Origin of the sequence: Pseudomonas sp. DTU12.3 (assembly GCF_004124275.1) — a bacterium.
In the GTDB taxonomy this organism is placed as follows: domain Bacteria; phylum Pseudomonadota; class Gammaproteobacteria; order Pseudomonadales; family Pseudomonadaceae; genus Aquipseudomonas; species Aquipseudomonas helmanticensis.
Map to the genome: position 1 here is coordinate 1,992,176 of NZ_CP027218.1, position 21,307 is coordinate 2,013,482.

Consider the following 21,307-nt stretch of genomic DNA (forward strand, 5'->3'; position numbering starts at 1 on the left):
AGGAGAATTGAATGCTTCCGGCTCTATGGGTTGCCAAAACCGGTCTGTCCGCCCAGGACACCAACCTGACCACCATTTCCAACAACCTGGCAAACGTCTCGACCACGGGTTTCAAACGTGACCGCGCCGAGTTCCAGGACCTGCTGTATCAGATCAAGCGTCAGCCAGGTGCTCAGTCGACCCAGGACAGCGAATTGCCGTCGGGTCTGCAACTGGGTACCGGTGTGCGCATTGTCGGCACGCAGAAAAACTTCACCGCCGGCAGCCTGCAAACCACCGAGCAGCCGCTGGACCTGGCCGTCGATGGTCGCGGTTTCTTCCAGATCCTGCAGCCGGACGGCACCACGTCCTACACCCGTGACGGTACTTTCCACCTCGACTCCAATGGCCAGATCGTCAACGCCAGCGGTTTCGCCCTGGAGCCTGCGATCGTCATTCCGAACAACGCCCAAAGCTTCACCGTCGGTACCGACGGCACAGTGTCCATCACTGTTCCAGGTAACCCGGCCGCGCAAGTGATCGGCAATCTGCAAACCGCCGACTTCATCAACCCGGCCGGTCTGCAAGCGGTAGGCAACAACCTGTTCCTGGAAACCGCTGCTTCCGGCGCACCGCAAATCGGTACTCCGGGCCTGAACGGTTTTGGTACCACGCTGCAGAACACCCTGGAAGGTTCCAACGTCAGCACCGTTGAAGAGATGGTCAACATGATCACCACTCAGCGCGCTTACGAGATGAACTCCAAGGTGATCTCCACCGCCGACCAGATGCTCTCGTTCGTAACGCAGAATCTGTAATCAAGTCTATGAGGCGACCATGAGGTCGCCTGCAACACCGTGAGGTAAGGGTCATGAAACGCTTCGTATCTGTTCTGGCATTGGGTGGGGTCGTCTCGCTCGCGGGCTGCGTCGCACCGACGCCCAAGCCCAATGACCCTTACTACGCTCCGGTGTTGCCGCGCACGCCGTTGCCGGCGGCGGCCAACAACGGCTCGATCTATCAGGCCGGGTTCGAGCAGAACCTGTACAGCGACCGCAAGGCATTCCGGATCGGTGACATCATCACCATCACCCTGAACGAGAAGACTCAGGCGAGCAAGAACGCCAACTCGCAAGTGGCCAAGAACAGCAAGACCGGCATCGGTCTGACCTCGCTGTTCGGCGGTAGCGGCGTCACCAACAATCCGTTGGGTGGCAACGATCTGAGCCTGGACGTCGGTTACAGCGGCGACCGCGCGACCAAAGGCGACAGCAAGGCTGCGCAGGGCAACACCCTGACCGGTTCGGTCACAGTAACCGTTGCCGATGTGCTGCCCAACGGCATCATCGCCGTGCGCGGCGAGAAGTGGATGACCCTCAACACCGGTGATGAACTGGTGCGCATTGCCGGTCTGGTCCGCGCCGATGACATCGCCACCGACAACACCGTGTCGTCGACCCGCGTCGCCGATGCACGCATCACCTACTCGGGCACCGGCTCGTTCGCCGATGCGAGTCAGCCAGGCTGGTTCGACCGTTTCTTCCTCAGCCCGCTGTTCCCTTTCTAGGTGGCTACGTTGAATCTGAAAAGCTTCATGCTGGCGGCGGCCATGATGTCCGCAGCCTTTGGTGCCCACGCCGAGCGGCTGAAAGATATCGCCAGCATTTCCGGCGTGCGCTCCAACCAGTTGATCGGTTACGGCCTGGTCGTCGGGCTTAACGGCACCGGTGACCAGACCACGCAGACCCCGTTCACCCTGCAGACCTTCAACAACATGCTCTCGCAGTTCGGCATCAAAGTGCCGCCGGGTTCGGGCAACGTGCAGTTGAAGAACGTCGCGGCGGTATCGGTGAGTGCCGATCTGCCAGCGTTCGCCAAGCCGGGTCAGCAGGTCGACATTACTGTGTCTTCGATCGGTAACTCCAAGAGCCTGCGCGGCGGCACCTTGTTGCTGACCCCGCTCAAAGGTATCGACGGCAACGTCTACGCCATCGCTCAGGGCAACCTGGTAGTCGGTGGTTTCGATGCCGAAGGTCGCGACGGTTCGAAGATCACCGTCAACGTTCCGTCGGCCGGTCGCATCCCGGGTGGTGCGTCGGTGGAGCGTTCGGTGCCGAGTGGTTTCAACCAGGGCAACAGCCTGACGCTGAACCTCAACCGCTCCGACTTCACCACCGCCAAGCGCATCGTCGACAAGATCAACGACATGCTCGGCCCTGGCGTCGCGCAAGCCATCGACGGCGGCTCGATCCGTGTCACTGCGCCGCTCGATCCGAGCCAGCGCGTCGACTACTTGTCGATCCTCGAAAACCTCGAAGTCGACCCGGGTCAGGCGGTGGCGAAAGTCATCATCAACTCGCGTACCGGTACCATCGTCATCGGCCAGAACGTCAAGGTTTCGCCGGCCGCCGTGACCCACGGCAGCCTGACCGTGACCATCACCGAAGACCCGATTGTCAGCCAGCCTGGCCCATTGTCCAACGGCCAGACTGCGGTGGTGCCACGTTCGCGCGTCAACGCCGAGCAAGAAGCCAAACCGATGTTCAAGTTCGGCCCGGGCACCACCCTCGACGAGATCGTCCGTGCGGTGAACCAGGTCGGCGCGGCGCCGGGTGACTTGATGGCGATCCTCGAAGCACTGAAACAGGCCGGCGCGTTGCAAGCCGACCTGATCGTGATCTGAGGACGGCCATCATGGATATGCGCAAAGGCAGTCTGGTCAGCAACGCCGATTCGGGTTCGTACTCCGACCTCAATCGCCTGAATCAGCTGAAAGTCGGCGACAAGAACAGCGACGGCAACATGCGCAAGGTGGCGCAGGAATTCGAGTCGCTGTTCATTGGTGAAATGCTCAAATCGATGCGTTCGGCCACCGAAACGCTGGGTCAGGACAATCCGCTCAACACCCCGGCGGCCAAGCAATATCAGGAAATGTCCGATCAGCAACTGGCCGTTTCCATGTCCCGCGAGGGCGGTGGTATCGGCCTGGCTGACGTGCTGTTGCGCCAGATGCAGAAGAACAAACCGATGGCGCCGGGTGAGGCTGCCGCCGCGTCCGCTGCCAAGCAGGAAGAAGCCCGGGCCAAAGTCGCTGCCGTGGCCACGCCGGTTGCTGCTGGCACCACCGCCACCAACGGTCCGTTGTCGCGGGTCAATGGCGAGCGTCCGTTGTGGGCTTCGCGTTCCGGGCGTGTGTCGAACACCGCCGGCATTTCGCACAGCAATGACATGGCGATGATCAACAAGCGTCGTCTGGCCTTGCCGCCGAAACTGGCTGATCGTCTGCTCGCAGGTCTGGTGCCGTCGGCCACGACGAATGCCACGCCGGCGTCGAATACCGTGCTGCCACGCGCCACCACCGCCGTCACTACTGGCGCAGGCCCGTTGTACAACGGCGACTGGCTGGCCCGTGCCGAAAGCGATAAAGCCACCGGCGGGCAGATGCAGATTTACGGCCGTGCGATGGCGCAGATCCCGTTGGCGCCGGCGAAAAAAGCCTTCAGTTCCGCCGACGAGTTCGTCAACACCATGTTGCCGATGGCCAAGGAAGCCGCCGACCGTATCGGCGTCGATCCGCGCTATCTGGTCGCACAGGCGGCACTCGAAACCGGTTGGGGCAAATCGGTCATGCGCGCCCAGGATGGCAGCAGCAGCCACAACCTGTTTGGCATCAAGGCGAGCGCCAACTGGCAGGGCGATTCGGCCCGGGCGATCACCAGCGAGTTCCGCGACGGGCAGATGGTCAAGGAGACAGCGGAGTTCCGTTCCTATGCTTCCTACAAGGACAGCTTCCACGATCTGGTGACTTTGCTGCAGACCAATAATCGCTATCAAGATGTCGTGAAGTCTGCCGATAACCCAGAACAGTTTGTACGCGAGTTGCAGAAGGCCGGTTACGCCACCGACCCGAACTACGCGACAAAGATTTCGCAGATAGCCAAGCAGATGAACAGTTTCCAAAACTACGCTGCGGCGGGTGTATCCACCACGCCTTTATAAGGCACAAGGTATAAGGTCTGAACCATGAGTTTGCTCAATATCGGGATGTCGGGACTGTCGGCCAGCCAGTCCTCTTTGGCTACGACAGGCAACAACATTGCCAACGTCGACACCGCCGGTTATTCGCGTCAGCAAACCGTGCAGGGGACCAAATCCTCGCAGCAGTTCGGTAACGTCTTCATCGGCACGGGCACGACCCTGGCCGACGTGCGCCGGGTCTACAACTCGTATCTGGAAAGCCAGTTGCACACCGCGACCTCGCTCGACAGCGAGTCGGCTGCCTATCTGGCCCAGGCCACGCCGCTGGACTCGATGCTGTCCGATACCAATACCGGTCTGACCGGCGTGCTGCAAAAATTCTTCACCTCGATGCAGGGTGTATCGACCTCGGCCACCGATGACACGTCGCGTCAATCGGTACTGACCGGCGCGCAGGCTCTGACCAATCGCTTCAACACCCTCGCCAAGCAGCTCACCGATCAGAACACCAGCATCAACGGCAGCCTCGGCGACATGGCGGCTCAGGTCAACAAGCTGGCCAGCTCGATTGCCACTCTGAACCAGAAGATCGGCGAGATTTCCACCAGTGGCGGCGCGCCGAACGATCTGCTCGACAGCCGTAACGAAGCCGTGCGCCAACTGTCCGAGCTGACCGGTGCGCAGGTCGTCGAGCGCGGCACCAGCTTCGACATCTACGTCGGCAGCGGTCAGCCGCTGGTGATCGGCAACACCACCAACACCCTGAGCACCGTGCCGCTCAAAGACGATCCGTCGCGCATGGGCATTCAGATGGATCGCGGTTCGAGCACCCTCGACATCACTTCGGTGATGAACGGTGGCGAAATGGGCGGTCTGCTGACCTATCGTAAGGAAGTCCTCGATCCTTCGCTCAACGAGCTGGGTCGTGTTGCCCTGGTGGTGGCTGATCAGATCAACAGCCAGCAAGCGCAAGGCATCGACAAGAACGGTGACTTCGGCGCGGCGCTGTTCAACAACATCAACAGTGCTGCACTGGTCAGCCAGCGCAGCATCGCGGCGTCGGGCAACAGCACCGGTTCGGGCAACCTTGACGTCACTATCAAGGACACCGGCAAGCTGACCACCAGTGATTATCAAGTCACATTCACCAGCGCCACCGACTACACCGTCAAGCGTTCCGACGGCACCGACCTGGGCGCGTTCAGCACCACGACTACGCCACCTCCAGTGATCGACGGCTTCACCCTGGCGCTCAATGGCGGCGGGTTGAGTGCCGGTGACAGCTTCAAGGTGACGCCGACCCGCAACGCGGCGGCGAGCATCCAGACCGTTCTCAGCGACCCGAAGAAAATCGCTGCGGCCGGTCCATTGACCGGTGTGGCCAGCGCAGCCGGCCTGGGGACTTACACGCAGCCGACACTCAGCGACAGCATCAATATCTACAACCCGACCGCCCAGGCAGACATGCAGGCGGCGCTGAAGAATTCGACGCCAGTCAAACTGGTGTTCGGTGCGGCCAGTGGCGGTAGCCAGTCTTACAACCTGGTGGATGCCAAGGGCGCAACCATCGGCAGCGGCACCATCGTTCCTGGTCAGGCGAACACGCTGAACCTCAAAGTCGGCATCGTCGATGCCAGCGGCAACCCGGTGATGGACACGACCGTCACGCCGAACGTGCAGAAGACCTTCACCGTGCAGACCACGGTCGGCGGCACGCCGAAGTCCGGCGAAACCTTCACCATGAACCTCACCGGTGCGGCGTCTTCGGACAACCGCAACGCGCAGGCGCTGGTCGGCCTGCAAACCAAGCAGACCGTCGACACCGGTTCGGCGAGCAAGGGTATCAGCCTGACTGACGCCTATAACAAGCTGGTCACCAACGTCGGCACCAAGACCGCCCAAGGCAAGTCCGACAGCGCTGCGACCTCGGCGATTCTCGATAACGCCAAAGGTGCCCGCGATTCGTTGTCCGGGGTCAACCTGGATGAAGAGACCGGCAACCTGGTCAAATACCAACAGTATTACACAGCGTCTTCGCAGATCATCAAAGCTGCGCAGGAAACTTTCGCCACGCTGATCAACAGCCTTTAAGGAGTCGTAATTCATGCGCATTTCCACCGCCCAGTATTACGGAACGCAAGCTTCGGACTATCAGCGTAACTTCAACAAGGCCGTTGCCACCGCCAGTGAGGCGAGCAGCCTGACGCGCATCAACACCGCTTCCGACGATCCGGTCGGCGCCGGCCGTTTGCTGCAACTGGGTCAGCAGGCCGCGATGCTGGATCAGTACACCACCAACATCAACTCGACCAAGAGCGCGCTGACCGTGCAGGAATCCACCCTGGATTCCATCACCACGGCGTTGTCGCGAGCCAAGGAACTGTCCCTGGCTGCCAACAACGGCACGATCACCGATAAGGACCGCCAGGCGTTCGCCTCTGAATTGGGCCAGATCCAGCAGCAAGTGCTGGGCCTGATGAACTCCAAGGATGCCGACGGCAACTACCTGTTCTCCGGTTCGAAAACCAACACCGCCCCGTATTCGCAAAACACCGACGGCACCTACACCTACAACGGTGACCAGACCACTATCAACCTGGGTATCGGCGATGGCCTGTCGGTCGGCACCAACACCACGGGTTGGGATGCTTTCCAGCAGACCATCAACACTGCCCGCACCAACGTCACTCGCACCGCTCCGGCGGTGGATGACGGTCGTGTCGTGCTGTCCAACGGTACGATCGGCACCGAAGCCACCTACAACGCCAAGTTCACCGGTGGCCAGCCGTATACCGTCAGTTTCGTCAGCAGCACGCAGATGAAAATCACTGACGCACTGGGTAACGACGTGACCGCTGAAGCCAGCAAGAACGGCGTGATCAGCAACACCAGTGGCGCCAACCAGAGCTTCAGCTTCCGTGGCGTCGACATGCAGTTGAACCTCAACCTGAAGGCCGGTGACACCAACCCGGACGCAGTCATTGCCGGACACAGCTTCCAGCTGGCGGTGACCCCGGACACGTTCACCACTTCGCGTAGCCCGGGCAACACTTCAACAGCGGTGATCACCGGTTCCAGCATCACCGACCAGGCAGCCTATACCGCGGCATTCCCGCAGGGTGGCGCGGTCCTCAAATTCACCAGTGCCACGGCGTTCGACCTGTACGCGGCACCGGTAACGGCGGACAGCAAGCCGGTGTCTTCGGGCACTGTAGCGGGTGGCAACGCGACGGCAGCCGGTGTGACGTTCGCCTTGGGTAACACCCCGGCAACCGGCGATCAGTTTTCGATCCAGCCGAACAACCATCAGACCCAGAACGTGCTCGACACCCTCGGCCAGATGATTACCGCGCTGAACACGCCGATCGATGGCGATCCGGTCGCCAAGCAAAAACTGCAGGGCGCCATGGAGGCCGGTATCGGCAACATCGATGCCGCGACCAATCAGATTGGCACGGCGGTCACTTCGATCGGTGCCCGTGGTCAGTCGCTGGATATGCAATCTGTCACCAACGACAGCCTGAGCACCGCCAACACCACCACCCAAGGCTCGATCCGCGATTCCGATCCGGCCGAAGTCATGACCCGCCTGACCTTGCAGCAGACCATGTTGCAGGCAGCGCAGTTGGCGTTCAGCAAGATCAGTCAGCTGGGTCTGTTCAACAAGATCTGACGGTAACGGGCGCGCACGCGCCCGGCACTTCGGTTCTTGAGTTTCCAATGTCTTTTTTCGCGGTATCAGAGGGCTCGCAATTCCGGGCGGGTTCCCGCCGCTTGCGAGTCCGCCGTGAATTCACTTCCCCTTGTCAGCCTTGTCATTCCTGCCTTCAATCCGCGCTTCTTCGAGCGGGCATTGCGCAGCGCCGTCAGTCAGGGTTACGGCAATCTTGAAATCATTGTGTGCGACGACAGTCGTGGCGATGAAATCAAAGCCATAGTCACGACGTTGATCGAGCAGAGCGGGGTCGCGGTGCGTTACGTGCGCAATCCGCAGACTTTGGGACTGGTCGGCAATCTGCAGGCCTGCCTGGATCAGGCTCAGGGCGAATTCATCAAGTTTTTGTGCGACGACGATCAGCTGTTCACCAGCTGCATCGAACGTCAGGCCAGCGTGCTCGCCGAGCGCGACGAGGTCAATCTGGTGCTGGCCCAGCGTCTGTTCTGGGACGCCGACGATATGGTGTTGCCTTCGCGGCTGGAAAACACGCCACTGTCCCCGATCAGTGGCTTGTTCAAAGGTGAGGACCTGCTGGCGCTCTTCGAGACGTTCCCGTCGAACCTCCTCGGTGGTTTCAGTAATGCCCTGTTTCGTCGCGCCGACGTTGTCGAATTACTGCCGGCGCTGACCCAACCTGAACACTGTTTTGTCGCGAGCCTCGATTTCGCGTTGTTCGTGTGTTTGCTGCGACGCGGCAACGCGGTGATCTCCAATCACGTCTTGAGTATCGAACGCCTTTATCCGGATCGCTTGAGTGGCCAGCAAGTCATGAAGGATGCTTTGGCCGTTGAGCAGCAATGGTTGCTGCAAATGCTCAAGGCGCGCAGCGGAGAGTCAGCGCCTGCGAAAGGGTGGGCGCGTTATGTGCCATTGCCCAAAGCGGATGAGTCGCCCCGGGTCTGGATTGAGCTGCCGTTGAGCCGCTCGCTCGGTACCAAGCAGAGCGCCCAGATCTGGCAGGTTGGCGCTGACAGCCAGAGTTTTTCCGAACTCTATGCGCAATGGCTGGAGTGCCGCAGGCTCAGTGACGTCCAGAGCAGATTGCTGCCGGACACCCTGGCGGGCTGGCCATCCACACCGCGCATCGTGCCCATCGTGGTGGATGAGCAGGGCAGTCCTGCGGCGCTGGAGCGCACGCTGGCAAGTCTCGCCGCGCAGGTCTATCCACCCGAATTGACGCTGGTGCTGTCCACCGATTGCACTGAGCCGGTACTGGATGGGCGGGTGTTCCATTTGCCGTTACAGGACGACCAACTGCAACAGATCAATCAACTGCTGCCGCAACTGGAAGGCGCAGACTGGTTTTATCTGCTGCGCGCCGGTGATCGTCTGGTGCCGCCAGCCTTGCTGATGATGGCCGAGCGCATCGCCTTCAACAGCGCTTTGCACTGCCTGTACAGCGATGAAGGCAGCTTGCGTGCGGGTGAGTCGGCGGAGCCGGCATTCAAGCCCGACTTCAACCTGGATCTGATGCGCGCCTACCCGTATGTCGGCCGCGCGCTGGCGTTCCGGCGCGAGACCTTTCTGGCACTCGGCGGCTTCGATTCGACCTTCACTGAACTCGCGCCGCACGACGTGCTCTGGCGGATGGTTGAAGATCAGGGCACTCAGGTGGTGGGGCATCTGGCCGAGATTGCCATCGAGTCGTCCTTCGATCTGGCCCAGTGGTTGTCGCTGCCAGCCGTGACGGAAAACAACGCGCGCTTGCTCTCGGCCCATCTGGATCGCCTGGGGATCGCCCACGATCTGCGTCGCGGCAGCGTCGAGTTGCTCAATCGGGTCCATTACCGGCATGCGCAGCGGCCGTTGGTCTCGATCGTCATTTCGACTCGCGACCAGATTGCGGCCTTGCAGCGTTGTGTCGAGAGCCTGCTGGAAAAAACCGCGTACAGCGAGTACGAACTGTTGCTGGTCGACAACGGCAGCGAAACTGCCGAGGCGCGTGCCTGGCTTGACGGCATGGCGCAACTGGGCAGTGAGCGCGTTCGCGTGCTGAACTATCCGCAGCAGGGTAACGTTGCCGCGTTGCGCAACTTTGCCGTGGCTCAGGCGAGGGGCGAATACGTCCTGCTGCTCAACCCTTACACCGTGATCACTCAGGCTGACTGGCTCGACGAGTTGCTCAATCACGCCCAGCGCCCGGAAGTGGGCATCGTCGGTGCCAAGATCTTCAACCCCGATGGCTATGTCTTGCATGCAGGTCTGGTGCTGGGGATGCAGGGACCGGCCGGCCTGCCGTTTTATGGTCAGGCGATGCAATCATCCGGCTACATGTTCCGCTTGCAGGTGGTTCAGGATCTGAGCGCCGTCGGCGCCGATTGCCTGATGGTGCGCAAGTCAGTGTTCGATGCGGTTGGCGGTCTGGATGAACAGAGTATGCCGCGCATGCTGCATGAAGTGGACCTGGCACTGCGCGTGGCCCAGGAGGGTTATCTCGTGGTGTGGACGCCTTATGCGGCGCTGGCGCTGGGTGCGCAGCCAGTCGATGCGGTCCTCAATGAAGAAGGGGTCTCGCACAATCAGCAGGAAGAAACGTTCTTCAAACGCTGGCTGCCGGTCATTGCCCGCGACCCTGCCTACAATCCCAATCTGTCGCTGCACAAGCACACGGGTTCGAGCTTTACGCTCGAGCCGGGCCTGCGCACCGGCTGGAGTCCTTTCAGCAACAGCACCATGCCGAAGATTCTCGGCTTACCGCTCAATGCCTCCGCGATCGGTCACTATCGTGTCACGCAACCGCTGATCGAACTCGAAGCGGCCGGGCGGGTACAGGGGCAGATTCGCTATAGCGTGAACCTGCCGCCGATAGTTGAAATCGAACGTATGTCGCCTGATGTCATCGTTCTGCAAGGGCGTTACACAGCGTCGTCGGTCAATGAAATGCCGGTGCTGCGCAACTACTTCAATGCCCGCAGCATCTATGAGCTGGACGACTACGTCATCGATGTTCCGCATCGCAATGCGCATATCCGCAACATGCCGGACAAGCATGAAATGGAGCGTATTGTCCGGCGCGCAATCGGCATGTGCGACCGCGTCGTGGTCTCGACTCTGCCTTTGGCCAACGCCTTGTCGGACATGCATCAAGACATCCGCGTCGTGCCGAACATGTTGGCGAAGGAATTCTGGAGCAACCTGCGCGGCCAGCGCCGGACCTCGAAAAAACCGCGCGTCGGCTGGGGCGGCGGCACCAGCCACCATGGTGACCTCGCGGTGATCGCCGATGTCGTGCGCGAACTGGCGGATGAAGTCGACTGGGTATTTTTCGGCATGTGCCCGGACGACCTGCGCCCGTACATGCATGAGTTCCACGGCGTCATCGCCCTCGACGCCTATCCGGCGAAACTGGCCAGCCTCAATCTTGATCTGGCTCTGGCGCCGCTGGAGTTCCACATATTCAACGACTGCAAAAGCAACCTGCGTCTGCTGGAGTACGGCGCTTGCGGCTACCCGGTAATCTGCACCGACACCGAGGCCTACCGCGGCTACCTGCCGTGTACGCGGGTCAAGACCAACACCACGGATGAATGGCTGCAAGCGATTCGCATGCACCTGGCCGATCCGGACGCCAGCTATCGCATGGGCGACGAGTTGCGTGAGGTCGTGCTGCGCGACTACGTGTTGCGTGGCGATAACCTGCGTTACTGGGAGCATGGCTGGCTGGCGGATTGATCGATCAGCTCCGGCGACCTAAAAAACAGGCGACTTTTGCAGTCGCCTGTTTTTTTTTTGCGTCGTGTATTCGTCTTTGTATCAACCCCAATACATTTTTTTGCAGCGGCTCAAGTTGCGATCCATTCCTGTCGATATCAACACATTCATAGTTCTATATCGTTCGCCGCGATGACGTTTGATCGCCACGCGAACCGGTACCGGTTCACAACAAGGCAAGGAAGAAACAATGGCTGTTATTAACGGGACAAACGGCGCGGATACGCTGATCGGTACCAGTGGTGATGATGAGATCAATGGTCTCGGCGGCAACGACCTGATTCTGGGTGGTGCCGGTGCGGACAAGATCGACGGTGGTGCAGGTACCGACACGGTGGATTACTCGGCGTCTGCCGCAGGCATCAACGTCGATATTCGCTACACCACCCCAGGGCGTGCGGGCATCGGTGGCGACTCCGAAGGCGATACTCTGTTCAACGTCGAGAAGGTCATTGGTACGGCCTTCAACGATACTTTCAGCATCGATTCCATCTCGGCGACCTTCGAAGGTGGTGCGGGCGATGATGTCTACATCCTCAACAGTGGCAACTCGACGGTCATCGAACAGGTGGGCGGCGGCAATGACGAAGTGCGTACCAACTACGGCGTAATAGGCCTGAACGCCAACGTTGAGCGTCTGACCTATACCGGTACCGGCGCGTTCACCGGTTACGGCAACGCCGGCGACAACATCATTACTGGCGGCATCGGCAACGACACCCTGTTCGGTGGTGACGGCGCTGACCAGTTTATCGGCGGTGCCGGTTTCGACATCGCGGGTTATACCGACAGCACCGTCGGCGTGACCGTCAACCTGAAGACTGGGGTCAACTCGGGGATTGCCAAGGGTGACACTTTCGTCGATATCGAAAGCATCCGAGGTTCGAACTACAACGACACCTTCGTCGCCGATAGCCGGGCCATTGCCTTCGATGGCGGCACAGGCATCGACACGGTGGATTACTCGACGTCGGCTGCCGCGATCAACGTCGACATCCGCTACACCATGCCAGGCCGTGCCGGCATCGGTGGCGACTCCGAAGGCGATACCCTGTTCAACATCGAGAAGGTCATCGGTTCGGCGTTCAACGATACTTTCAGCATCGATTCCATCTCGGCGACCTTCGAAGGTGGTGCGGGCGATGACGTGTACATCCTCAACACTGGCAATGCGACGGTCATCGAGCAGGTAGGCGGCGGCAATGACGAAGTGCGCACCAACTATGGCGTGATAGGCCTGAACGCCAACGTTGAGCGTCTGACCTATACCGGTACCGGCGCGTTCACCGGTTACGGCAACGCCGGTGACAACATCATTACTGGCGGCATCGGCAACGACACCCTGTTCGGTGGTGACGGCGCTGACCAGTTTATCGGCGGTGCCGGTTTCGACATCGCGGGTTATACCGACAGCACCGTCGGCGTGACCGTCAACCTGAAGACTGGGGTCAACTCGGGGATTGCCAAGGGTGACACTTTCGTCGATATCGAAAGCATCCGAGGTTCGAACTACAACGACACCTTCGTCGCCGATAGCCGGGCCATTGCCTTCGATGGCGGCACAGGCATCGACACGGTGGATTACTCGACGTCGGCTGCCGCGATCAACGTCGACATCCGCTACACCATGCCAGGCCGTGCCGGCATCGGTGGCGACTCCGAAGGCGATACCCTGTTCAACATCGAGAAGGTCATCGGTTCGGCGTTCAACGATACTTTCAGCATCGATTCCATCTCGGCGACCTTCGAAGGTGGTGCGGGCGATGACGTGTACATCCTCAACACTGGCAATGCGACGGTCATCGAGCAGGTAGGCGGCGGCAATGACGAAGTGCGCACCAACTATGGCGTGATAGGCCTGAACGCCAACGTTGAGCGTCTGACCTATACCGGTACCGGCGCGTTCACCGGTTACGGCAACGCCGGTGACAACATCATTACTGGCGGCATCGGCAACGACACCCTGTTCGGTGGTGACGGCGCTGACCAGTTTATCGGCGGTGCCGGTTTCGACATCGCGGGTTATACCGACAGCACCGTCGGCGTGACCGTCAACCTGAAGACTGGGGTCAACTCGGGGATTGCCAAGGGTGACACTTTCGTCGATATCGAAAGCATCCGAGGTTCGAACTACAACGACACCTTCGTCGCCGATAGCCGGGCCATTGCCTTCGATGGCAGCCTGGGCAACATGGACACGGTCGACTATTCGACTTCGGCTGTCGGCATCAATGTCGACATCCGTTACAACACACCTGGTCGCGCGGGCATCGGTGGCGACGCTGAAGGCGATACCTTGATTAACATCGAGAAAGTCATCGGTACTGCGTTCAACGACACCTTCAGCATTGACCTGCTCACGGCGACCTTTGAGGGCGGCGCGGGTGATGATGTTTACATCATCAACGGTGCTGGCGGCACGGTCATCGAACAAGTGGGCGGTGGCAATGATGAAGTGCGCACCAACTATGGTGTGCAAGGCCTTAACGCCAACGTTGAGCGTCTGACCTACATCGGCACGGGCGCATTCACGGGTTACGGCAACGCCAGCGATAACATCATCACTGGCGGTAACGGCAACGACATCCTGTTTGGTGGCGACGGTGCCGACCAGTTTATCGGCGGTGCCGGTTTCGACGTTGCGGGCTACACCGACAGCACCGTCGGCGTGACCGTCAACCTGAAGACCGGCGTGCACAGCGGTATTGCCACCGGTGATACCTTCGTCGACATCGAAAGCCTGCGTGGTTCGAACTTCAACGACACCTTCGTCGCCGATGGCCGGGCCATCGCCTTCGATGGCAGCCTGGGCAACATGGACACGGTCGACTATTCGACCTCGGCTGCCGGGATCAACGTCGAAATTCGCTACAACACGCCGGGGCGTGCCGGTGTCGGTGGTGACTCGGAAGGCGATACCCTGATCAATATCGAAAAAGTCATCGGTACCGCCTACAACGACACCTTCACCCTCGACACCCTCACGGCGACCTTCGAGGGCGGTGCGGGCGATGACGTGTACTTCATCAACGGTGCTGGCGGTACGGTCATCGAGCAGGTCGGCGGCGGCAACGACGAAGTGCGCACGACCTTCGGCCAAATCGGCCTGCACGCCAACGTCGAGCGCCTGACCTACATCGGCACGGGCGCATTCGTCGGGTATGGCAACGCCAGCGACAACGTCATCACTGGCGGTAACGGCAACGACATCCTGTTTGGTGGCGACGGTGCCGACCAGTTTATCGGCGGCGCCGGTTTCGACATCGCCGGTTATACCGACAGCACTGTTGGCGTCACCGTCAACCTGAAGACCGGTGTGCACAGCGGTATCGCTACCGGCGATACCTTCGTCGGTATCGAAAGCTTGCGTGGTTCGAACTTCAACGACACCTTCGTCGCCGATGGCCGGGCCATCGCCTTCGATGGCAGCCTGGGCAACATGGACACGGTCGACTATTCGACCTCGGCTGCCGGGATCAACGTCGAAATTCGCTACAACACGCCGGGGCGTGCCGGTGTCGGTGGTGACTCGGAAGGCGATACCCTGATCAATATCGAAAAAGTCATCGGTACCGCCTACAACGACACCTTCACCCTCGACACCCTCACGGCGACCTTCGAGGGCGGTGCGGGCGATGACGTGTACTTCATCAACGGTGCTGGCGGTACGGTCATCGAGCAGGTCGGCGGCGGCAACGACGAAGTGCGCACGACCTTCGGCCAAATCGGCCTGCACGCCAACGTCGAGCGCCTGACCTACATCGGCACGGGCGCATTCGTCGGGTATGGCAACGCCAGCGACAACATCATCACTGGCGGTAACGGCAACGACATCCTGTTTGGTGGCGACGGTGCCGACCAGTTTATCGGCGGCGCCGGTTTCGACATCGCCGGTTATACCGACAGTACCGTGGCGGTCAACATCAACCTGAAAACCGGCGTCTATTCGGGCATCGCCGCAGGCGATACCTACGTCGGCATCGAAGGCCTGCGCGGTAGCGGGTTCAACGACACCTTCATTGGTGCAGGTACGGCCATGGCGATCGACGGCGCGCTCGGCCAGGACATGGTCAGCTACGAACAATCGGACAGCGCCGTGACCATCGACCTGAAAACCAACGCCAACAGCGGCGACGCTGCGGGCGATACCTTCAGCGGTATCGAGATCTATCAGGGCAGCAGTTTTGACGACACGCTGTCCGGCTCGGCCAACACCGACATCTTCATCGGTGGCAGTGGTGCCGACCGGATCGACGGGCGCGAAGGGTTTGACAGTGCGTGGTACATCACCAGTGCGTCAGGCGTGAACATCAACCTGGTAACCAACGTCAATCAGGGCGGCGACGCTCAAGGCGATATCCTGCTCAACATCGAGCGCGTGGTGGGCAGTCACTTCGACGACACGATCACCGCCAGCGCCTCCGGCAGTCTGCTCGAAGGTGGGTTGGGCAATGATGTGCTGTATGGCGGTAACGGCAGTGACACCCTGTATGGCGGACTGGTTTCCCCGGTCGCACCGTTCAGCCTGGCGGGTATTTCCAGCGGGCCGCAGGCGGACTTGCTGTATGGCGGCAATGGCGACGACTACATCTACAGCGCAGCCGACGACGTTGGCACCGTTGCCTATGGTGAGGCTGGCAGAGACACGATTACGGTTGCTCGTGGCAAGGCCGACGGTGGTGACGGTAACGACACCCTGACCGGCACGGGCGACAACTTCGTGTTGCTTGGCGGCGCGGGCAATGACTTGCTGAACATTGGCGTCAAGGACTTGTACCCTTGGAAAGCGCCTGCTGACGGCTTTGCCAACGGCGGCGAGGGGGATGATACCTATATCGTCAACACCGGCCTGCTGGTGACTATCCGGGACGATGGGCAAAGCCTCAATGACACGCTGATCCTGAATAACGTTCAGTCAGCCGTGTCGTTGCAACTGGCGCGAGTCGGGAATGACCTCTACCTCAACGATGGCTATTTCCCGGTATCCGACCCAACCAAGCAAGGTGTCAAATTGCAAGACTGGTTCGTGGGTGGCAACACTATCGAACACTTCAAGGCAGCCAACGGTGATGTTCTGCCTATCAATGGCGATGGGTTTGCCATGTTTGGTTGATCGCTGAATCGAACACTGTCGATCCTGCAACGGGATTGAAGGTGTAGGCATGGAGGGCGAACCTGATAATTATCATCCGGTTTGCCCTTTTTTTTACCTTGCAGCCCGGTCTTCACGGGACTCATCGAGCTGGCGCGTTTCCTGCAAGTCCCCGGTAAATCGCCATAAAACGAGCGCTCGCGGTCATCCCACCGGCGCCCGGAGCGGTAAAAGGTTGAGCCAGATGGCCCGCACAGCTCAAGAAAGCTCTGCGCAGCCCGGTGACGAACAAGAGGGGAGACGATGAAGGCAGTAATTTTGGCGGGTGGCCTCGGCACGCGCATCAGTGAAGAGTCGCACCTCAAGCCCAAGCCGATGATCGAGATCGGCGGCAAGCCAATTCTCTGGCACATCATGAAGCAGTATTCCGCCCACGGAATCCACGACTTCGTGATCTGCCTGGGCTACAAGGGCTACGCGATCAAGGACTTCTTCGCCAACTACTTCCTGCACACCTCCGACGTCACTTTCAACATGCGCGAAAACCGCATGGATGTGCATCAGAATTACAGCGAGCCGTGGAGCGTCACGCTCATCGACACCGGCGAGGAAACCATGACCGGTGGCCGCCTGCTGCGTGCCGGCCGTTACCTCAAGGATGAAGAAGCGTTTTGCTTCACCTACGGCGACGGCGTGTCCGATCTGAACATTCGTCAGTTGGTCGATTACCACAAGGCGCACGGCCGTCTCGCGACCGTGACGGCCGTGCAACCGCCGGGACGCTACGGTGCCCTTGAGCGCCAGGGCGATCAGGTCCTCGGTTTCACCGAAAAACCCCGTGGTGATGGTGGCTGGATCAATGGCGGCTTCTTCGTGCTGTCGCCGAAAGTGCTGCCGTACATTGCTGGCGATGAAACCACGTGGGAAGCCGAGCCATTGGCGCGTCTGGCCCAGGATGAGCAGCTCAAGGCTTTCGAACACGACGGTTTCTGGCAGCCCATGGACACCCTGCGTGACAAAAACCATCTCGAAGCGCTGTGGCAGAGCGGGGAGGCCCCATGGAAGCAATGGGCTTGAGTGCGGATTTCTGGCGCGGTAAGCGCGTTCTCATCACCGGTCACACCGGCTTCAAAGGCAGTTGGCTGACCCTGTGGCTGCAAAGCCTCGGCGCGCAAGTCAGCGGCTTTTCCCTCGATCCGTCGACCGAGCCGAGCCTGTTCGAACTGGCGCGGGTGCACGAAGGCATCAACGATCGGCGCGGTGATCTGCGTGATCTCGGCGCGCTGCTGGAAATCATCGCCGACACCGAGCCGGAAATCGTTCTGCACCTGGCCGCGCAGCCGTTGGTGCGCGAAGGCTATCGCGATCCGCTGGGCACTTACTCCAGCAACGTCATGGGCACGCTGAACCTGCTCGAAGCGATTCGTCAGGTCGGTTGCGTGCGTGCCTGCGTGCTGGTCACCACCGACAAGGTCTACGCCAACAAGGAATGGCTGTGGCCGTACCGCGAAGACGAAGCCCTCGGTGGCCACGATCCTTACAGCAGCAGCAAGGCCTGCTGTGAACTGCTTGCACAATCTTATGCGGCGTCATTCTTCCCGGCCGACAAGTACGCCGAGCACGGTCTGGCGCTGGCCACCGCGCGCGCGGGCAACGTCTTGGGCGGCGGCGATTTCGCCCCTGAACGTCTGATCCCCGATGTGCTGAAAGCCTGGACCGCAGACGAGCCGGTGACCCTGCGTTACCCGCAAGCCGTGCGCCCGTGGCAGCACGCGCTGGAGCCGCTGGCCGGTTACCTGCAACTCGCCGCCGGTCTCTACGAAGAGGGCCCGGAGTACGCCGGTGCGTGGAACTTCGGCCCGGGCGAGACGGACATGTGCAGCGTCGGCGAAGTGGTCGAATTGCTCGCCAGCCGCTGGCCGCAAGCGCGCGGCTTACGCATCGAAAAAAGCGAACTGCACGAGGCCGGTCTGTTGCGCCTGGACAGCAGCCGCGCGCGTCAGGTCCTTGGCTGGCAACCGCGCTGGACCTTGCAGCAATGCCTGGCGCAGACCCTCGACTGGCACCTGGCGTGGCAGAACGGCGATGACATGCGCAACGTCACCCTCGGTCAACTGAACCTGTACCGAGGCGCGCTGTGAGCGAATTTTCCCTGAAAGCGTTGCCGCTGGCCGGGCTGTTCAGCGTCCAGCACAAGCGCTTCGAAGATCAGCGCGGGCACTTCGCCCGGCTGTTCTGCGAGGGCAGCCTGAGTGCGTTCGGCAGCGAATTTCATATCCGTCAGATCAACCATTCCTGCACTCGCGAGAAGGGCAGTGTGCGTGGTTTGCATTATCAGAATGGCAATGCGCCGGAAGCCAAACTGATCACCTGCCTGCGCGGTGAAGTGTGGGATGTCGCGGTGGATCTGCGCCCCGATTCCGCGACCTTTCTGCACTGGCACGCCGAGCACCTCAAGGCCGGCGACGGTCGCAGCCTGTTGATTCCGGCCGGGTTCGCCCACGGTTTCCAGACCCTCAGCGAAGACGCCGAATTGCTCTACCTGCACAGCGCCGATTACGCGCCGGAGCATGAGGGCGGTCTGTCGGTGAACGATCCACGGCTGGCGATTGCCTGGCCGTTGCCTGTCAATAATTTGTCAGCGCGTGATTCCAGCCATCCCGCGCTCGATCAACACTTTGCTGGAGTGCGTCTATGAACTGCCGTGGGTGCGCCGCACCGCTGAGTCTGCCGCTGATCGACCTCGGCACCTCGCCACCGTCCAACGCCTACGTGCACGCCGATCGCCTGGAACAGGCCGAGCAATGGGTGCCATTGAAGGTCGCCGTGTGCCAGCAATGCTGGCTGGTGCAGACCGAGGATTACACCCGCGCCGACAGCCTGTTCGATGCCGAGTACGCCTACTTCAGTTCGTTCTCCAGCACCTGGCTGGCCCATGCCGAGCGCTATGTCGCCGAGATGGTCGAGCGCTTTGGCCTGACTGCCGACAGTCGCGTGGTCGAGATCGCCGCCAACGACGGTTATCTGCTGCAATACGTCGCCGCTCGTGGCATCTCGTGCCTCGGTGTCGAACCGACGCGCAGCACCGCGCAAGCCGCGCGCGAAAAAGGCCTGGAAATTCGTGAACTGTTCTTCGGTCGCGAGACTGCCGCGCAGTTGCAAAGCGAAGGCTGGGGCGCTGATCTGATGGCGGCCAACAACGTGCTCGCGCATGTGCCGGACATCAACGATTTTCTCGGTGGCTTTGCCACTTTGCTCAAGCCGAGCGGCGTCGCCACGTTTGAATTCCCGCAACTGCTGACGCTGATGGCGGGCGCGCAGTTCGACACGCTGTATCACGAGCACTATTCCTATCTGTCGCTGACCGCCGTGCAAGCACTGTGCGAGCGCAATGGCCTGGAAGTCTTCGACGTCAGCCAACTGCCGACGCACGGCGGCTCGTTGCGCGTGTTCGTCCAGCGCAAGGACGGCCAGCGCCGTGCCGTGCAGCCAGCGGTGCAGCAACAGTTGCAGGCCGAACTGGCTGCCGGGGTGAAAACCGTCGAGTACTACGCGACCCTCGCGCCGGCTGCTGAACGCATCAAACATGAGCTGCTGCGCTTCCTGTTGCAGGCCAAGGCTGACGGCAAACGTGTGGTCGGTTATGGCGCGGCAGCCAAGGGCAACACCTTGCTCAACTACGCCGGGGTCAAGCCTGACTTGCTCGCCTGGGTGGCCGACGCCAATCCGCACAAGCAAGGCAAGTTTTTGCCGGGCAGTCGCATTCCGATTGTCGCGCCGGCGCAGATCGATATCGAGCAACCGGACTATGTGCTGGTGCTGCCGTGGAATCTGCTGCACGAAGTCAGTCAGCAACTGGCGCAGGTGCGTCAGTGGGACGGGCGCTTCGTGATCGCCGTGCCTGAGTTGAAAGTGCTGTGAAGGTTCTGGTCACGGGCGCCACAGGCTTCGTCGGTCGACATCTGGTCGCGGCGTTGCTGGCGCGTGGCTGCACGGTTCGTGCGGTAGCGCGTAACGCACAGACTGCGCAGGGCATGCCGTGGATCAATGATGTCGAGTTCGTCAGCGCGGATATTCACGCCGCCGATCTCGATATCGGCGCATTGGTCGAAGGCGTCGATGCGCTGGCGCATCTGGCCTGGCCGGGTTTGCCGAACTATCGGGCGCTGTTCCATTTCGAACACAACCTGATGGCCGATTACCGCTTTATCAAAAGCGCGGTCGAGGCGGGCGTGAAGCAGGTTCTGGTCACCGGCACCTGTTTCGAATACGGCATGCAAAGTGGCCCGCTCAGTGAAAACAGCGAGCCGCAGCCGAGCAATCCTTATGGTCTGGCCAAGCACACGTTGCACCTGTTCCTGCAAAACCTGCAGCAACAACAGCCGTTCACTTTGCAGTGGGCGCGTTTGTTCTATCTGCATGGCGAAGGGCAGAACCCCAACAGTCTGTTGGCCGCACTGGACCGGGCGATCGACGCCGGTGAAGCGTCGTTCAACATGTCCGCCGGTGAGCAACTGCGTGATTTTCTGCCGATTGACAGCGCGGCCGGTTATCTCGCCGCGATTGTGCAAACACGCGACTTTGACGGCGTGATCAATTGCGCCAGCGGCCAACCGGTTGCGGTGCGGACACTGGTCGAACAACGTCTGCAAGAGCGGGGCGCATCGATCGATTTGAATCTGGGGCACTACCCCTACCCGACACACGAACCCCTGGCGTTCTGGGCCGTGGTCGACCGATTACAACAGTTACTCGAGGCGCAACGCATCAATTGATGCGCCTCCAGGCGACTGCCTTTTGGCAGCGCGACTATCAAATGACTTTTCAGT

Annotated in this window: 13 protein-coding genes; all 13 read left to right on the forward strand. The window is 60.6% G+C overall.

The window, feature by feature from the left end; all coding sequences use genetic code 11:
* Positions 1-11 precede the first annotated feature (11 nt).
* Complete coding sequence (gene flgG, locus C2E19_RS09165) at positions 12-797, forward strand: flagellar basal-body rod protein FlgG (RefSeq protein ID WP_129390828.1); 786 nt, start codon at positions 12-14, stop codon at positions 795-797.
* 53 nt (positions 798-850) lie between these two features.
* Positions 851-1,546, forward strand: coding sequence for a flagellar basal body L-ring protein FlgH (flgH, locus tag C2E19_RS09170; protein WP_129390831.1), 696 nt, complete (start codon positions 851-853; stop codon positions 1,544-1,546).
* A 27-nt stretch (positions 1,547-1,573) separates the two neighbouring features.
* On the forward strand, positions 1,574-2,662 hold the full coding sequence (locus C2E19_RS09175) for a flagellar basal body P-ring protein FlgI (RefSeq protein WP_164747921.1): 1,089 nt from the start codon (positions 1,574-1,576) through the stop codon (positions 2,660-2,662).
* 11 nt (positions 2,663-2,673) lie between these two features.
* The gene (flgJ, locus tag C2E19_RS09180) at positions 2,674-3,978 is read left to right on the forward strand and encodes a flagellar assembly peptidoglycan hydrolase FlgJ (RefSeq protein WP_129390835.1); all 1,305 of its coding nucleotides are present in this window, start codon (positions 2,674-2,676) and stop codon (positions 3,976-3,978) included.
* Between the two features lie 24 nt (positions 3,979-4,002).
* Positions 4,003-6,048: a flagellar hook-associated protein FlgK gene (gene flgK / locus C2E19_RS09185; RefSeq protein WP_129390838.1), complete on the forward strand. Its 2,046-nt coding sequence runs from the start codon at positions 4,003-4,005 to the stop codon at positions 6,046-6,048.
* Between the two features lie 13 nt (positions 6,049-6,061).
* Positions 6,062-7,630 (forward strand): flagellar hook-associated protein 3, encoded by a 1,569-nt coding sequence (locus C2E19_RS09190; RefSeq protein WP_129390841.1) that lies wholly within the window; start codon positions 6,062-6,064, stop codon positions 7,628-7,630.
* Positions 7,631-7,744: 114 nt separating this feature from the next.
* On the forward strand, positions 7,745-11,347 hold the full coding sequence (locus tag C2E19_RS09195; protein ID WP_129390844.1) for a glycosyltransferase: 3,603 nt from the start codon (positions 7,745-7,747) through the stop codon (positions 11,345-11,347).
* Positions 11,348-11,576: 229 nt separating this feature from the next.
* Complete coding sequence (locus C2E19_RS28950) at positions 11,577-16,499, forward strand: calcium-binding protein (protein WP_164979412.1); 4,923 nt, start codon at positions 11,577-11,579, stop codon at positions 16,497-16,499.
* Between the two features lie 282 nt (positions 16,500-16,781).
* Positions 16,782-17,555, forward strand: coding sequence for a glucose-1-phosphate cytidylyltransferase (rfbF, locus tag C2E19_RS09205; protein ID WP_034153269.1), 774 nt, complete (start codon positions 16,782-16,784; stop codon positions 17,553-17,555).
* Positions 17,537-18,619 carry a CDP-glucose 4,6-dehydratase gene (gene rfbG, locus C2E19_RS09210; RefSeq protein ID WP_129390847.1) on the forward strand — a complete coding sequence of 361 codons (1,083 nt, stop codon included), beginning with the start codon at positions 17,537-17,539 and terminating at the stop codon, positions 18,617-18,619. Before rfbF ends, rfbG begins: the two co-directional genes overlap by 19 nt.
* On the forward strand, positions 18,616-19,176 hold the full coding sequence (rfbC, locus tag C2E19_RS09215) for a dTDP-4-dehydrorhamnose 3,5-epimerase (RefSeq protein WP_129390850.1): 561 nt from the start codon (positions 18,616-18,618) through the stop codon (positions 19,174-19,176). The genes rfbG and rfbC overlap by 4 nt, the downstream gene beginning before the upstream one ends.
* Positions 19,173-20,399 (forward strand): class I SAM-dependent methyltransferase, encoded by a 1,227-nt coding sequence (locus C2E19_RS09220; protein WP_129390853.1) that lies wholly within the window; start codon positions 19,173-19,175, stop codon positions 20,397-20,399. Before rfbC ends, C2E19_RS09220 begins: the two co-directional genes overlap by 4 nt.
* Positions 20,396-21,253 carry an NAD(P)-dependent oxidoreductase gene (locus tag C2E19_RS09225; RefSeq protein ID WP_129390856.1) on the forward strand — a complete coding sequence of 286 codons (858 nt, stop codon included), beginning with the start codon at positions 20,396-20,398 and terminating at the stop codon, positions 21,251-21,253. Before C2E19_RS09220 ends, C2E19_RS09225 begins: the two co-directional genes overlap by 4 nt.
* Positions 21,254-21,307: the final 54 nt, after the last annotated feature.